The organism is Winslowiella toletana (assembly GCF_017875465.1).
GTDB classification, from domain to species: Bacteria; Pseudomonadota; Gammaproteobacteria; order Enterobacterales; family Enterobacteriaceae; genus Erwinia; species Erwinia toletana.
Genome location: NZ_JAGGMQ010000001.1, coordinates 2,779,821 through 2,794,719 on the forward strand (window position 1 = coordinate 2,779,821; position 14,899 = coordinate 2,794,719).

Here is a 14,899-nt window from a genome sequence, read left to right on the forward strand (position 1 = left end):
TATGTCGGAAGATCTCTAAAAGTGAATGGACCGTTTTATCGGGATACTTACAGTATGAACATCCCCACGTTAAAAAAAACAAATTCCTTGTATTAATAAAATCTGAAAACCCCAACATTTTGTTGGGGTTTTTTTGCATCGGATGCATCATGAAACTTAAAAAGCTGGATGGCTTATTTTATATTGAGAATACAAAAATAGAACAGGCACTGGACTTTGATATCAAGTCTGGTAGATGGGATGATGCCAAAATTAGAGGGTTCGGAGAGTGATTTCTTACAAAAAAGTAAAAGTGCAGGGAGGAAACTCAAGGGAAAACAGTTGCATGTGACTGATAAGTTTGAAAAGTATGTTGAGAAGTACATCAAAGCAGTCAGGACAAATGATCAATTTGTTTTAATGAGTATTGAGTACCGATTTACTACCTTAATAAACTACCATTTTTAGTAAATTAATAGTATGAATAATATTACTCTATACCCATGGAGTGAAGTATGCGAAGAGTGACTAAACGATGAACCCCCCAGATGCACCGCATCTGGGGGTATTGATACTCGCACTTAGCGCTGGTTCACGCCACACAACCTACTCTTGCGATAACCCCTGCTGCCGTGACTGCTGACGCGGATAGAAATTACCCTCTTTCAGCGACACTTCAATCTCTTCCAGTGAGCGGCCTTTAGTTTCCGGCATCAGGAAGAAAACAAACAGGAAGCCCAGCAGATTGAGCAGCGCATAGAACCACATCGCACCACCAATCCCCAGCAGGTTAACCATCGACAGCGCAGTGGCGGTCAGCAGCAGATTCGAACCCCACAACACCGCAGCATGCAGACTACTGGCTTTTTCACGAATGCCCAGCGGATAAACCTCCGAGCCAATCAGCCAGCCAATCACCTGAATCCCGCCGGAGTTAAATATCATAAAGGCAAATAAGCAGGTGATAATCAGCCAGCCATGTTCTCCACCATTGGCGTTAAGCTTAAATACCGCGCCCAGCAATACCAGACTGATAATTGCCCCTGGCATCATCATCAGGGTCAGAGTGCGGCGACCTATATGGTCCACGACAAATTTACCGATCACCGTCATCACCAGATAGATGCCGGCAATGCCCAGTGAGGAGTAAAGTGCGGCGTCACGACTAAAACCGGCATTGGTCAGAAATGTTGGCGTGTAATAAATCATCATTTCAATCCCGGAAAGCTGGGTAAAGGCAGCGATACCTAACCCAATCAGCAGTGCCGGGCGCAACCACGGCTGTTGCAGATCTTTCCAGCCTGCACTGGACTTGCGCTCAATTTTATTATGTACGCGCTGAATGGCGCGGATTTCATAACGAACCTCATGCTGGTCATCACGCACACTGTCCAGCGCATCATGCGCCTCATCCAGACGTTTCTGGCTTACCAGCCAGCGTGGACTCTCCGGCAGCGGGATCATCCCCAGCAGCAGGATAATCGCCGGGATGGCGGCGACGGCAAACATGGTGTGCCATGACCAGACATCCTGCAAAAAGGTGCCAACCAGCGCCGCGGTTAAAATACCCACGCCAATCGAAATATTAAAGAAGGTCACCAGACGTCCGCGTTTTTCCGGCGGAGCCAGTTCGGCAATATAAACCGGCACGATCTGCGATGCGCCACCGACCGCAAAGCCGAGCACCACGCGTGACAGTCCTAACCAGATTGCGCTGGTTGAGAGGCCGGAAGCAATCACGCCAATGGCAAAAATCGCCGCGACAATCATTACCGTATAGCGGCGACCCAGCGTACTGGATAATTTGCCGCAGGAGAGTGAGCCGATGACCGCACCAACCAGAATGGCGCTGGCTACTAATTCCTGGGCGTGGGACGTAAGGGCGAAATCGTGCGATATTTGCAACAGCGCACCCGAGATAATTCCGGTGTCATAGCCATACAGAAATCCGGCAATAGCGGAGACCAGTGTTGCTGTCAATAAAAAGGCATCAGCGCTTAAAAAGCTGGTGTTTTCACCAGACGCCGTGACGGATAACTTTTCATTGTCAGCCTGCTGCGTATGTGTTTCTTTATTATTTGATTCAGACATAATTTTCCTTGCGTTAATTAAAATAACAGCGTGTAGAGTAACCAAGGAGATGCCCGATTTTTTATTTCTATCCCTGTAATATTGTTGTGCTTTAAGATATAACACGACAATTTACGGATGTCACCCCATGAGGGCAAAACAGAGTATTATTCTCCATATCATGCTCTGAGCATAAATATCACTGCATCAATGTTTAATGCAATTTATGGTTATCATTACAGAGAATTTTAAGCAAAAATTAATGGATTTAAGTGGAATTTCAATCTGATTTTTCACGGCGGATTAGCAATAACATTATCTTATTTGACATCCGCTGGAAGAGGCTGCTTAAGGACGTTTATGCCTGGCGGCCACGCAATAACTGGCGCGCCAGGACAGCTGGCAAACCCTGTTTAAATCAGAGCGCCGACGCTGGTTTACTGTTGATTAATGCGGCAGGTACGGCGCTTACAGCCGGTAAATTCCATTTCTTAAGCAGCGCAGCATAGCGACCATTATCGATCATTTTTTGCAGCGCCTGCTGTAAGCTTTTTTGCAATGGCACATTATCACTGGATACGCCCATCCCCATATAACTGAAATTGATCGGCTGATCCACGGTGGTGAACACGCCTTTTTCGATTTGCTGGATATAAGGGATAGTTAAGCTATCCTGGGCCATGGCATCGACACGGTTCTGCTTAAGCTGCATTCTGGCGTCGATATTATTCTCTGCGCCAACAACGTTCATCTTGCTTAAGCCCGCGGAAGTGCAGTGCTTATCACTCCACTCATTAAGTTGTGCAATAATATTGGTCGCGCGGCTTGCCGCAATTTTTTTGCCGCAATAATCTTTTAATGTTTTCCCCTGATCGGCCGCAGAACTCAATACCATTAACTGGGTGCCTGAGCGCAGATAATCCACAAAGGTAAGATGTTTTTGTCTTTCAGCGGTATCACTCATGGCGCTGAGAAAAAAATCAAGACGACCAGTTTGCAATGAGGGAATCAACTGCGCGAATGCCGTTTCGGAGAAGGTGATTTTTACGCCCATTTCCTGCGCCAGTTCTGCGGCAAAATCGATATCGAATCCGACTGACTTACCGGTGGCCGGATCGCGCATTTCCACCGGCGGATAGCTGGGATAACCTCCGACAATAAGATCTTTAGCGCTGGATAACCCTGGAAATATTGCCATCATACATCCGCATAATATCGCCAGATGCTTTAAAAAATAACGCATAAACGCACTCCTTATAATGATATCAGATTATTAAAAACGCCCCGTAGAGTAAGCCAGGCGCTGAAGGATTTTGTCTGGTTACCGTTATTGTGCTGCTTCGCTGGTTAAGAAGTGCTGGTAGATATTCTCGCCGGTGGTTATCCAGACGTCATTTTTTTCAATCGCGTATTCGAGGAACTCACGTAATAACCGCAGGCGCATCGGGCGACCGCTAACCTGTGGATGAATAACGGTAGTCACCATCGCTCCCCAGTCACGTATCTCATCCAGCTCGTCCTGCCACATTGATAAAACCTGCTCGCGCGGCAGAATGGTTCTTGGACTGAAGCGTGCGCAAAGTCCATGCATCCAGTCGTCATAACTGGCGGTAACGGGGAGTTCGACAATGCCCTGGCGCTGGTCCGGGAAAATATGTCGATAGGGCATAACATCATCACGCCATGAGCTGGAATATTTGATCCCGGCTTGTTGCAGCACCTGCAATAACTCATAGCAGTTCTCGCCAAAGGGAGCGCGATAGCCCGTGGGGGTTATGCCCAATTTTGCCAGGCTCTCAAATCCTTTGCTTATTTCCGCAGAGAAATAGTCTGCACCGGGATCCGGTAGCAGATGGTGATAGCCATGATGTCCTATCTCATGGCCAGCGGTAGCAATTTTTTCTACCATTGCCGGATAGACATCTGCCACCCATCCAGGAATAAAAAAAGTGGCGGTTAATTTTAAACTGTCCAGCATCTCCAGCAGCTTATTGACGCCGACCCGGTTCTCGTAACCGCCATAAGACATGGTAACCAGCCTGTCAGCATGGGCCGGGTCTTTACTGGTCCATGCGGTTTCCGCATCGACATCAAATGATAAAAACATTGCGGCATTATAATGTGCTGGCCAGCCGGTGACCGGAGAGGGGGCAGCCAGATTAGCGGGGCGCATTGGAATCTGCGCCAGTGATTGTTCATTGAATAACATAAAGCATGCTCCTTAATGACAGTTAAAAGAGGTTTCGCTACCGGCTTTTGTATACGTCTGCAGGTAATGCTTATCATGAGTTTTAATTATTTAAACTCATTTTCTTCACAGAAAGGATCGGTGTGGCAATCAGGAGTGTTGCGTTGTAAATGTCTGATGGCAATATTTAATATGGAAAGTAAAGTTTCCCGTTCGGGAAACAATCAACGGAATTAACGCGCTGTTATACAGGGTTAATCTGATGGGTTTTTCTGAAATGCAGAATAAAACAGTGGTATGGTTTGATAATCTGCACTGGATTAATGCGCTCAGCTATCAGGCTAAACTTATATTCACTTTAGCTATTAATGTTATTAAGCGGGGAATGAGATTCTGTTATAAGATTTGGTTCTTCTGCTGGCGTAAAATATTCTCTTTTCTTGCTGAAATGCACATTGCAGGTGCATATGCATGATTGCTTTTCAATCCTGACCTTTTGCGCACCATTATGCGGCAGCAGGTATTGTGGAACAGGTTTCCGGCTGTCATTGCCGGAAACCTGGGATAAGCGAATTAAGCAAATTAATCGCGCTGCAAAAAAGCCAGCAGATCGTCATTTAACTGTTGCTGGTGCGTCACGGCAAAGCCATGCGGCGCGCCCTGATATACTTTCAGCTGCGCATCAGCGATCATCTCAGCAGCCAGTTTACCGGTGGCTTCAAACGGCACGATTTGATCGTTACTGCCATGGATTACCAGCGTTGGCACATCAATTGTAGCCATATCGGCGCGGAAATCGGTTTCTGAAAACGCGGTAACACAGTCAATGGTGCCTTTTAATGACGCCATCAGCGCAATATTCAGCGTCTGGCTCATTACACCCGGCGATACCTGCATTCCCTGATTAACGCCATAGAATGGGGTGGCGAAGTCGCTGATAAACTGGGCGCGGTCGGCACGCAATCCCTGCCGGATACCCTCAAATACCTCTTTTGGCACACCAGCAGAATGGTCGTCGGTCTGAATAAATAGCGGGGTCACTGCGCCCAGCAGCACCAGGGCGTTAATACGTTCACTGCCATAGCGGGCAATATAGCGCGTGACATCACCGCCACCCATCGAGAAACCGACCAGCGTGACATCCTGCAGATCAAGATGATTAATCAGATCATGGATATCAGAAGCAAAGGTATCATAGTTGTAACCTTCCCACGGCTGATCCGAACGGCCAAAACCGCGGCGATCAAAGGCGATGGCCCGATAGCCACGTTCAGCGAGGAAATTCATCTGGCTGTCCCACATATCCGCATCCAGCGGCCAGCCATGGCTGAACAGTACCGGCTTACCTTTGCCCCAGTCTTTATAGTAAATCTGCGTGCCGTCTTGCGTATTGAATGTGCTCATAATGTTTCCCTCAGAGAGTGTGTGTTGTGTGGCTAAACATCACGTTACCCGCTGAGTTCAGGGAAAGATAAGGCATAATTTTTGACGAGTCGTTAAAGGTTTTTTGACAAGCTATCTGTATGACTTTAATGGATATTACGCGCGCGCAGCCTGTCAAAAAAATCTTAACAAGTTAACAAATTCTTTCCGCTATCTGTGAAAGCGTTCCTCTCGTATTGTGATTTCCAGCAGCACAACACTAACCGAAAACAACATCCTGAGAGGAAATAATCATGTCTAAATTCGACCTGCTTGACCCACAGAACTCCACGCTGATTTTTATCGACCATCAGCCGCAAATGTCTTTCGGCGTAGCCAATATCGATCGCCAGCAGCTTAAAAATAACACCGTCGCCCTGGCGAAAGCGGGCAAGGTTTTTAACGTGCCGGTGATTTACACCTCAGTGGAAACCGAGAGCTTCAGCGGCTATATCTGGCCGGAACTGCTGGCGGTGCATCCGGATGTGCAGCCGATTGAGCGCACCTCAATGAACTCATGGGAAGACGCCGCATTTGTTAAAGCAGTGGAAGCCACCGGACGTAAAAAACTGATTATCTCTGCACTGTGGACGGAAGTCTGTCTGACCTTCCCGGCACTGATGGCGCTGAAAGAGGGCTATGAAGTGTATGTGGTGACCGATACCTCCGGCGGCACCAGCGTTGATGCGCATGAACGTTCAATTGACCGTATGGTGCAGGCTGGCGCAGTGCCGGTAACCTGGCAGCAGGTGCTGCTGGAGTACCAGCGTGACTGGGCGCGCAAAGAGACCTATGACGCGGTGATGGATCTGGTGCGTGAGCACAGCGGCGCTTACGGTATGGGTGTCGATTACGCCTACACCCTGGTGCATAAAGCCCCGGCGCGTAAAGCATAAACTGGCTGACGGCTGACTAACGCCGGAGCCCTGGTCACAGGGTTCCGGCAGGAGAGAATAATGCGTAACCCGACTCAGACTACGGCTGCATCCGGCGCTTTTGCGCCACTCACCCAGGGGCTGTTTGCCGTTATCTGGGCAGCCACCGTAATGGGCAATACCGGCAGTTTTATGCGCGATGTCGCCAGTTCATGGCTGGTGACCGGCTTATCCTCCAATCCGGCGGCAGTGGCGCTGATGCAGACCGCCGCCACACTACCGATTTTTTTGCTGGCGATACCGGCTGGCGTATTATCCGATATTCTCGATCGCCGTCGGCTGCTGATCGCTGTACAGCTGCTGCTGGCCAGCGTCAGCGCTACATTATTGCTGCTGTCTCATTATGATTTGCTGACGGTGGATTATCTGATTGCGCTGACCTTTATTGGCGGTATTGGCGCGGCGTTAATGGGGCCAGCCTGGCAGGCGATTGTGCCGGAACTGGTGCCACGCACGCAGCTACGAGACGCGGTGGCGCTGAATTCTCTGGGCATTAATATTGCGCGCGCTATCGGCCCGGCAACCGGCGGTTTACTGCTGGCCGGACTCGGGGCCTGGGCGGCTTATGGCGCCGATGTACTCAGCTATGTATTTGTTATCGCTGCGTTGCTGTGGTGGAAACGTCCACACAAAGCGCAGGATGCATTGCAGGAGCACTTCTTTGGCGCTTTCCGCGCCGGGCTGCGCTATGTCAGAGCCAGCCGCGAATTACACCGGGTGCTACTGCGTGCAGCCATCTACTTTGCCTTTGCCAGTGCTATCTGGGCACTGTTGCCGCTGGTGGCGCGTAATCTGTTGCAGGGCGACGCCGGTTTCTACGGCATGATGCTAGGCGCCGTCGGTATTGGCGCAATTGTCGGCGCTTTACTGCTGGCGCGTTTACGCCAGTGGCTAAGCAGTGATGGTTTAATGCTGTTGTCGGCGGTGCTCTCGGCGCTGGTGATGGTGCTGCTCGCGTTGACCCCGCCGCAGTGGCTGGCGCTGCCGCTGATGGTGGTGCTGGGTGTTGGCTGGATTATCGCCCTGACCACCCTGAACGGTGTGGCGCAGGCGGTACTGCCGGACTGGGTGCGTGGTCGCGGACTGGCGGTTTATTTAATGGTATTTAACGGCGCGATGGCCAGCGGCAGCCTGTTTTGGGGGCTGGTTGCGCGTCAGAGCGGGCTCGTCGCCACGCTGCTGGTCGCCGGTGCGGCATTGTTACTGACGGCACTGCTGGTCTGGCGGCTGAAATTACCCGCCGGTGATGCGGATTTGCAGCCGTCGGGCCACTGGCAGACGCCGGAGCTGGAAGGCGGCGATCGCGGGCCGGTGATGATTCAGATTCACTATCTGGTGGCGCAGGAAGATCGCCCGGCATTTCTCAGCGCCATCCGCAAACTGTCGCGGGTGCGACGCCGTGATGGCGCTTCGGCATGGGGCATCGCAGAACATAGCGCTGAAAGCGATACGCTGGTGGAGTGGTTTCTGGTGGAGTCGTGGCACGAGCATTTACGCCAGCATCAACGCGTCTCTAACGCCGATGCCGATCTGCAACGTGAGGTAGTCAGTTTTCATCGCGGCGACAGCAAGCCAGTCGTAAATCATTTATTGTCACTGCACTAAGTCAGTACGCCGCAGCGCTGAATTGCGCGTGCGGCGTTGTCTATTCGGCGGCGTAAACGGCACTGATGCCGGTGAAGTTTTGCAGCCGTTCGCGCCACCACTGTGCGGCATTGCCCGTCGCACTCTCTTTCCACGCCAGAAAAGCCTGATCGCGTCGCGGTTCGCTGTCCAGCTGACGCTCGACCAGTCGGCCATCGGCCAGATACGGCGCCGCCAGATAGCGTGGCAGATAACCGCAACCCAGCCCGTCGAGCTGCGCCTGAACTTTATCGCTAAAGCTGTGTACGCTGAGAATCGGCTGCTCATCCAGCACCCGCAGGTCGGTTCCCTCACCATGACGCGAAGAGTCATTAACCACCACCGCCCGATACTGACGGATCTGCTCGCGCAGCAGCGGTTGCGCCAGCGCCGCCAGCGGATGATGTGGCGCAATCGCAAACACATATTCCAGCCAGCCAATCGGCGTACACTGGATACCGTTGTGTCTTACCGGTTCCTGTACCGCACCAAACACCATATCGGCTTCGCCGTAACTTAATGCTTCCCAGCAACCTGCCAGCACATCGTGGCGAAACAACAGCTGGGTATGCTGATGTTGCTGATAGAACTCATCAATCAGCGGTGACAGCAGGGCGAAAGGCACCGAGGCATCAAGACTGATGGTCAGTTTGCTCTCCCAGCCGCTCTCAACATATTTCGCCTGTTGCTCCAGTTCGCTGACTGCGCGCAGCAATACACGGCCTTTTTCCAGCATCAGGCGGCCGGTGGAGGTAAATGTCGCGCGATGGCCGGAACGATCCAGCAGCGTAATCCCCAGGTCGCTCTCCATCTTCTGGATGGTATAACTCAGTGCGGAAGCGGTTTTAAACATTCTGGCCGCGGCGGCGGCAAAGGTACCATGGCGATCCAGGGCATCAAGGATCAGCAAAGCTTCAAGGTTTAATCGCATTATTTATCCAACCCCAAAATTGTTTAACAACAAACCAAAATCTTTCCGTTATCAATAATCATGCCTGCCTCGTATTGTAAAGCCATCTTCATTGGCTTCAGGAGAATCTCATGGATTATCCGCATCAACCGGACCATATCACCTTAGTGATTACCCATCGCCTGCAACCGGGCAGGCAGTCTGACTACGAACGCTGGCTGGAAAAAATTATGCCACAGGCGGCGCTGTTTCCTGGTCATCTTGGGGTAAATGTTCTGCGTCCGTTGCATGGCGAACTGACCTATACCGTACTGGTGCGCTTCGCCAGCATGGATAATCTGTATCACTGGATTCATTCCGACGAACGTCAGGCGCTGGTGGCTGAACTGCCGGAAATGCTGCTGGGACAGGAGCATATTGAAATGCGTCCCGGTGCGGCGTTCTGGTTTACGCCCGCCACGCCCGCTTCACCACCGCCCGCGCGCTGGAAGCAGTTTCTGCTGACGCTGGCGGTGATCTTCCCCTCTACCAATCTGGTGCCGTGGTTCTGGAATCAGGTATTACCCGTCAGTAAAGGCACCCTGTGGGGACATTTACTGAATGACGCCTGTGTGGTGGCGCTGGTGGTTTACCTGTGGATGCCGGCGATTACCCGCTTATTTAAAAACTGGCTGACCCCGCGCGGTTAGTCTTACCTGGAGAAAAGTGATGACAACAGCTTCATTAGTTCTGACCAACGGTAAGTTTCATACGGTGGATCGTGAAAATCCGCAGGCAACCGCGGTGGCGATTAAAGATGGTAAATTTCTGGCGGTGGGAAGCGAGGCAGAGGTGATGCAGTTTGCCGATGCGGCGACTAAAGTTGTCGATCTGCAAGGCAGTACCGGCATCCCGGGGCTGAATGACTCGCATCTTCATCTGATTCGCGGTGGACTCAATTACAACCTTGAGCTGCGCTGGGAAGGCGTACCGTCGCTGGCCGATGCGCTGCGAATGCTGAAGGAGCAGGCGCTGCGCACGCCGTCGCCGCAGTGGGTGCGCGTGGTCGGCGGCTGGAATGAGTTTCAGTTTGCGGAACGCCGGATGCCAACGCTGGATGAAATTAATGCCGCCGCACCGGATACGCCGGTGTTTATCCTGCACCTCTACGACCGCGCTTTGCTGAATCGCGCGGCGCTGAAAGTCGTGGGCTATACCCGCGACACGCCAAATCCACCGGGCGGTGAGATCCAGCGTGACAGCAAAGGCAATCCCACTGGCATGCTGATTGCGCGTCCGAACGCGATGATCCTGTATGCCACGCTGGCGAAAGGGCCGAAACTACCGCTGGAGCAGCAGGTGAATTCGACGCGTCAGTTTATGCGCGAACTGAATCGCCTTGGCGTCACCAGCGCGATTGATGCGGGCGGCGGTTTCCAGAACTATCCCGATGATTATGAAGTGATTGCTGAGCTGCACAGTAAAAAACAGCTTAGTATCCGCATTGCCTACAATCTTTTTACCCAGCGTCCCGGTCACGAACTGGAAGATTTTGAGAAGTGGACCGATATGCTGAAGCCGGGGCAGGGCACCGATTTTTATCGCCATAACGGCGCCGGTGAAATGCTGGTGTTCTCGGCGGCGGATTTTGAAGATTTCCTTGAGCCGCGCCCCGATCTGGCGCCGGGAATGGAAGATGAGCTGGAGCGCGTGGTGCGTCATCTGGTGGAGCATCGCTGGCCGTTCCGCCTGCATGCCACCTATAACGAATCGATTAGCCGGATGCTGGATGTGTTTGAAAAGGTGAATCGTGATATTCCGTTTAATGGCCTGCACTGGTTCTTTGATCACGCCGAAACCATTACCGCCGCCAATATTGATCGCGTAAAAGCGCTGGGCGGCGGCATTGCGGTACAGCACCGAATGGCTTTCCAGGGGGAGTACTTTGCCGAGCGTTATGGCAAAGAGGCGGTAAAACATACCCCGCCGGTGGCGCGGATGCTGGATGCCGGGGTGCCGGTCGGGCTGGGCACCGATGCCACGCGAGTGGCCAGCTATAACCCGTGGACCGCGCTTTACTGGCTGGTGTCCGGCCGCACCGTCGGCGGAATGGCGATGTACGATGATAACGCGCGACTTGATCGTGAAACCGCGCTGATGCTGTGGACCCAGGGCAGCTCATGGTTCTCCAGCGAACAGGGTAAAAAGGGGCAGATTAAGGTCGGACAGCTGGCGGATCTGGTGATTTTGTCGCAGGACTACTTCAGCGTGGCGGAAGAGGCGATTAAAAGCATCGAGTCAGTGTTAACCGTGGTGGATGGCGATATTGTCTATGCCGCAGGACGTTTTGGCCCGCTGGCGCCGCCCGCCATTCCGGTGCTACCTGACTGGTCGCCGGTGGTCAGCGTGCCGGGTCACTATCGCAGCGCGCCGCCGCTGGCCGATGGTCGTGTTGGCATGATGCCGCAGGTGCATCACTGCGGCGGCGCCTGTGGCGTGCATCAGCATCAGCACGATGTCGCGCGTCGTTCTTCAGTGCCGGTGTCGGATGACAACGCGTTCTGGGGCGCGCTGGGCTGTTCCTGCTTTGCGTTTTAACTGGCGCTGACAGAGTGCGTCAGGCCCGGGATGTTGCCCGGGCCTGACGGTTAGCGCCAGAGTCAGTGCTTCTGCCACTGCTGATATTCGCGCTTCAGGCGCGCCGGGGCGGTTTCTGGCATCAGCATTAAACCGATTACCGAGACAACTCCCAGCACCACCACGTAAGTGGCGAGACCATAATAGTGCCCGCCAGTCATCTGCAATATTTTAACCGCCACTAATCCCAGCACCCCGCTGCCAATCAGTGAACCCACCTGCCAGATCAGGGCAATGCCGCTGCAACGAATATGCGTCGGGAACAGTTCAGGAAAGTAAGAGGCCTGCGGCGCGTAACACATGCTGTGGCCGAAAGTCAGCACCATAATCATCACCAGCTGGGTTAACCAGAAATTGTCCTGATTAATCGCCAGAAAGAACGGCACGATCATAATTACCTGTAACAGCGCGCCCATGATATATACCGGCTTACGCCCTATTTTATCTGACAGCGCGCCCATCAGCGGGATGGCAATGATTTCCAGGATTATCGCCACGATCATCGCTTCCATTAAAATATTAGCGTCAAGCTGATTGGCTTTGCCATAGGCCAGCACAATGACGGTAAACATGGCAAAGGTGCAGGCTTCAACCAGTTTGGCGCAGACCCCTTTAACCACAATTCCCGGGAAGTCTCGCACCACTTCGACTAACGGGCGTGATTCTTCGGCTTTAGTTTCACGGATTTGGGCAAATACCGGTGATTCATCAATACGAAGGCGGATAAATAAGCCGACAATCACCAGCAGTAAACTCAGCAGGAACGGAATGCGCCAGCCATAATCCATCATTGCCTGCGGCGACAGGGTGGCATTTAACAGCGCAAACAGCGCCAGTGGCAGTAAAAAACCAACCGGCGCACCCACTTGCACCCAGCTGGCAAAAAAACCACGACGGGCGGGTTGCGAATATTCCGCCGTCATCAGTACCGCCCCCGCCTGCTCGCCCCCGACGCCAAATCCCTGCAACACCCGGATAAAGATCAATATAACCGGCGCCCAGATACCTATTTTCTCGTAAGTCGGTAGCAAACCAATACAGAAGGTGCCTGAGCCGACAATCAGGATAGTGATCACCAGCGCTTTTTTGCGGCCAACTTTATCACCAATATGGCCGAAGACCATGCCACCTAAGGGTCTGGCAAGAAAGCCCACGGCGTAGGTGGCAAAAGCGGCAAGTGTACTGACCAGTGGATCGTCACTGGGAAAGAACAGATGCCCAAAGAACAGGACGGCTGCGGTACCGTAGGCAAAAAAGTCGTAATATTCCGCCGCCGTGCCAATTGCCGACGCGGTGGCAACGCGCCGGATAACAGGGGTATTCGCTTTAATCTCTGTGGCTTCGACTGAAGTATGCATTATGCAATCGCCTGTTTTGCAGGGTAGTAATAAAAATAAACTACTCCATACTTACTACCATACAAGTATCATGCTGGCGGATAACGATATTGATCACACTATTTATATTATTTGCTGTAAATAGCATTAGCTTAATGGATTCAGCAAAAAGATAAGCCGATAAATATCCGTGGATACAGTAGAAAGGGGCCGCCTGATATATCTGACGACTGACGGAGCACGCTATATTGGGCTTAACGTTAACGGTTATGCCCCGCAGCGAAAAAATATGCTGCAAACCAGAGCTCTATTTTCCCCGGTATTTCAATGCCTCTGCTTTTTGCAGCACGCTTAAGCTGGAATTAAAATAAGGTTTTTTCCGTTAGCAACTTTGTCTGCCTTCGGCCATAGTGTAAAAACCGCTTTTCCCACTTAACTGATGTGAAAGGAGCACTGTTATGGCCCGTCTGACCGCCAAAGATTTCTCCCCGGAACTGCTTGAGCTATACGACCACTACGTGCATGGCAAAATCACCAAGCGTGAATTTCTCTCCCTCGCCTCAAAATTCGCCGTTGGCGGCACCGCCGCCACGCTTCTCGGCGCCCTGATGCCCAATTATGCGTTAGCAGAACAGGTCGAATTCACCGATCCTGATATTGTCGCGGAGTATATTGAGTACCCTTCGCCCAATGGACATCAGAAGGTGCGGGGTTACTGGGTGCGCCCGGCGGCAGCCAGCGGGCCGGTGCCGGCAGTCGTGGTGGTGCATGAGAATCGCGGGCTGAACCCTTATATAGAAGATGTCGCGCGGCGGGTCGCCAAGGCGGGGTTTATCGCGCTGGCGCCTGATGGGTTAAGTGCGGTAGGCGGTTATCCTGGCAACGACGATAAAGGCCGTGAGTTGCAACAGACTATCGACCCCACCAGGCTGATGAATGACTTCTTCGCGGCGATTGAGTTTTTGCTGCAACATAAACAGGTGAACGGCAAAGTCGGTATCACCGGTTTCTGCTACGGCGGCGGCGTGGCGAATGCAGCGGCGGTGGCTTACCCGGAACTGGCCGCAGCGGTGCCGTTTTATGGTCGCCAGCCGAAAGCGGAAGATGTGCCACGGATTAAAGCGCCGCTGTTAATTCACTATGCGGAGCTGGATACGCGGATTAATGAGGGCTGGCCAGCTTATGAGGCGGCGCTGAAGGCGAACCATAAAACCTATGAAGCTTATATCTATCCGGGCGTACATCATGGTTTTCATAACGATTCGACGCCACGCTACGATAAAGCGGCTGCGGATTTAGCCTGGCAGCGCACTATCGACTGGTTTAAGCGCTATCTGCTGTAGAGATTTTTCTGGCGACGCCGCTGAGCCGGTGTTCGCCAGTGCTGCTTATACCGTTTCCACCAGCTGAAACTCGGTAAACAGTAACTCCATCTGTTCCGTGTAGCAGCCCCAACGGCTAAAAAATGCCTGATGCTCATGCCGCCAGTAAGCCAGGCTGCGATCGCCTTCCCCCTCTTTACTCGCCAGCTCGCTGGTCACGTCGCAAAAGCGAATAATATGCAGTGCAGTGGTTTTGATCACCGCTACCGGCTGATTCCTGCCGTCTAAAATAATGCTGACATCACCGACGGCCGGCAGATCGTTTTCCTGTTGATGAGCCTGGAGCGATCCACAAGTGGCGGTTTTGATCCCCGCGATCACCAGCGCCGCCAGTTCATCCGCCATTTCCGCCGAGTCACCAAACGACCAGGCGGATGCCTGCGGGTATTTTTGCTGTAAGCAGGGTAATGGATTATTCATTGTGATGTTGCAATCCT

14 protein-coding genes are annotated in these 14,899 nt (G+C 52.4%); 7 read left to right on the forward strand and 7 right to left on the reverse strand.

Features of this window, described 5'->3' with window-relative positions; all coding sequences use genetic code 11:
• Positions 1 to 149: 149 nt before the first annotated feature.
• On the forward strand, positions 150 to 272 hold the full coding sequence (locus J2125_RS25145; RefSeq protein WP_276325205.1) for a hypothetical protein: 123 nt from the start codon (positions 150 to 152) through the stop codon (positions 270 to 272).
• Between the two features lie 313 nt (positions 273 to 585).
• On the opposite strand, the gene J2125_RS12910 is transcribed toward J2125_RS25145, so the two are convergent.
• From J2125_RS12910 to J2125_RS12920, 3 genes are all read right to left on the reverse strand, one after another.
• Complete coding sequence (locus J2125_RS12910) at positions 586 to 2,070, reverse strand: sugar porter family MFS transporter (protein ID WP_017801655.1); 1,485 nt, start codon at positions 2,068 to 2,070, stop codon at positions 586 to 588.
• A 397-nt stretch (positions 2,071 to 2,467) separates the two neighbouring features.
• Complete coding sequence (locus J2125_RS12915; protein ID WP_017801654.1) at positions 2,468 to 3,292, reverse strand: ABC transporter substrate-binding protein; 825 nt, start codon at positions 3,290 to 3,292, stop codon at positions 2,468 to 2,470.
• 84 nt (positions 3,293 to 3,376) lie between these two features.
• Positions 3,377 to 4,258, reverse strand: a complete 882-nt coding sequence (locus J2125_RS12920) for a polysaccharide deacetylase family protein (protein ID WP_017801653.1) — start codon at positions 4,256 to 4,258, stop codon at positions 3,377 to 3,379.
• A 241-nt stretch (positions 4,259 to 4,499) separates the two neighbouring features.
• Here J2125_RS12920 and J2125_RS12925 point away from each other — a divergent pair, with 241 nt between their 5' ends.
• Positions 4,500 to 4,712, forward strand: coding sequence for a hypothetical protein (locus tag J2125_RS12925; protein ID WP_017801652.1), 213 nt, complete (start codon positions 4,500 to 4,502; stop codon positions 4,710 to 4,712).
• A gap of 107 nt (positions 4,713 to 4,819) precedes the next feature.
• On the opposite strand, the gene J2125_RS12930 is transcribed toward J2125_RS12925, so the two are convergent.
• Positions 4,820 to 5,641: an alpha/beta fold hydrolase gene (locus J2125_RS12930; RefSeq protein ID WP_017801651.1), complete on the reverse strand. Its 822-nt coding sequence runs from the start codon at positions 5,639 to 5,641 to the stop codon at positions 4,820 to 4,822.
• Between the two features lie 272 nt (positions 5,642 to 5,913).
• Between J2125_RS12930 and J2125_RS12935 the strand changes: the two genes are divergently transcribed.
• Complete coding sequence (locus J2125_RS12935; protein WP_017801650.1) at positions 5,914 to 6,555, forward strand: hydrolase; 642 nt, start codon at positions 5,914 to 5,916, stop codon at positions 6,553 to 6,555.
• A 60-nt stretch (positions 6,556 to 6,615) separates the two neighbouring features.
• On the forward strand, positions 6,616 to 8,199 hold the full coding sequence (locus J2125_RS12940; protein WP_017801649.1) for an MFS transporter: 1,584 nt from the start codon (positions 6,616 to 6,618) through the stop codon (positions 8,197 to 8,199).
• A 40-nt stretch (positions 8,200 to 8,239) separates the two neighbouring features.
• Here J2125_RS12940 and J2125_RS12945 read toward each other — a convergent pair whose 3' ends face one another.
• Positions 8,240 to 9,148, reverse strand: coding sequence for a LysR family transcriptional regulator (locus J2125_RS12945; protein WP_017801648.1), 909 nt, complete (start codon positions 9,146 to 9,148; stop codon positions 8,240 to 8,242).
• Between the two features lie 110 nt (positions 9,149 to 9,258).
• Between J2125_RS12945 and J2125_RS12950 the strand changes: the two genes are divergently transcribed.
• The gene (locus J2125_RS12950; RefSeq protein ID WP_017801647.1) at positions 9,259 to 9,816 is read left to right on the forward strand and encodes an antibiotic biosynthesis monooxygenase; all 558 of its coding nucleotides are present in this window, start codon (positions 9,259 to 9,261) and stop codon (positions 9,814 to 9,816) included.
• 19 nt (positions 9,817 to 9,835) lie between these two features.
• On the forward strand, positions 9,836 to 11,704 hold the full coding sequence (locus J2125_RS12955) for an amidohydrolase (protein WP_017801646.1): 1,869 nt from the start codon (positions 9,836 to 9,838) through the stop codon (positions 11,702 to 11,704).
• A gap of 62 nt (positions 11,705 to 11,766) precedes the next feature.
• Here the strand turns inward: J2125_RS12955 and J2125_RS12960 are convergent, their stop codons facing one another.
• Positions 11,767 to 13,101 carry an MFS transporter gene (locus J2125_RS12960; RefSeq protein WP_017801645.1) on the reverse strand — a complete coding sequence of 445 codons (1,335 nt, stop codon included), beginning with the start codon at positions 13,099 to 13,101 and terminating at the stop codon, positions 11,767 to 11,769.
• Between the two features lie 437 nt (positions 13,102 to 13,538).
• On the opposite strand from J2125_RS12960, the gene yghX reads away from it, so the two are divergent.
• A complete protein-coding gene (yghX, locus tag J2125_RS12965; RefSeq protein ID WP_017801644.1) occupies positions 13,539 to 14,423 on the forward strand; it encodes a YghX family hydrolase in 885 nt (294 codons plus the stop codon).
• A gap of 45 nt (positions 14,424 to 14,468) precedes the next feature.
• Here the strand turns inward: yghX and J2125_RS12970 are convergent, their stop codons facing one another.
• A complete protein-coding gene (locus J2125_RS12970) occupies positions 14,469 to 14,882 on the reverse strand; it encodes an ASCH domain-containing protein (protein WP_017801643.1) in 414 nt (137 codons plus the stop codon).
• Positions 14,883 to 14,899: the final 17 nt, after the last annotated feature.

Excerpts from the sequence above, each read along its gene's own strand:
- yghX (WP_017801644.1), top strand. The coding sequence starts at position 13,539 with ATGGCCCGTCTGACCGCCAAAGATTTCTCCCCGGAACTGCTTGAGCTA.
- J2125_RS12950 (WP_017801647.1), top strand. The coding sequence starts at position 9,259 with ATGGATTATCCGCATCAACCGGACCATATCACCTTAGTGATTACCCAT.
- J2125_RS12940 (WP_017801649.1), top strand. The coding sequence starts at position 6,616 with ATGCGTAACCCGACTCAGACTACGGCTGCATCCGGCGCTTTTGCGCCA.
- J2125_RS12925 (WP_017801652.1), top strand. The coding sequence starts at position 4,500 with ATGGGTTTTTCTGAAATGCAGAATAAAACAGTGGTATGGTTTGATAAT.
- J2125_RS12960 (WP_017801645.1), bottom strand. The coding sequence starts at position 13,101 with ATGCATACTTCAGTCGAAGCCACAGAGATTAAAGCGAATACCCCTGTT.
- J2125_RS12935 (WP_017801650.1), top strand. The coding sequence starts at position 5,914 with ATGTCTAAATTCGACCTGCTTGACCCACAGAACTCCACGCTGATTTTT.
- J2125_RS12945 (WP_017801648.1), bottom strand. The coding sequence starts at position 9,148 with ATGCGATTAAACCTTGAAGCTTTGCTGATCCTTGATGCCCTGGATCGC.
- J2125_RS12970 (WP_017801643.1), bottom strand. The coding sequence starts at position 14,882 with ATGAATAATCCATTACCCTGCTTACAGCAAAAATACCCGCAGGCATCC.
- J2125_RS12930 (WP_017801651.1), bottom strand. The coding sequence starts at position 5,641 with ATGAGCACATTCAATACGCAAGACGGCACGCAGATTTACTATAAAGAC.
- J2125_RS25145 (WP_276325205.1), top strand. The coding sequence starts at position 150 with ATGAAACTTAAAAAGCTGGATGGCTTATTTTATATTGAGAATACAAAA.
- J2125_RS12955 (WP_017801646.1), top strand. The coding sequence starts at position 9,836 with ATGACAACAGCTTCATTAGTTCTGACCAACGGTAAGTTTCATACGGTG.
- J2125_RS12915 (WP_017801654.1), bottom strand. The coding sequence starts at position 3,292 with ATGCGTTATTTTTTAAAGCATCTGGCGATATTATGCGGATGTATGATG.
- J2125_RS12910 (WP_017801655.1), bottom strand. The coding sequence starts at position 2,070 with ATGTCTGAATCAAATAATAAAGAAACACATACGCAGCAGGCTGACAAT.
- J2125_RS12920 (WP_017801653.1), bottom strand. The coding sequence starts at position 4,258 with ATGTTATTCAATGAACAATCACTGGCGCAGATTCCAATGCGCCCCGCT.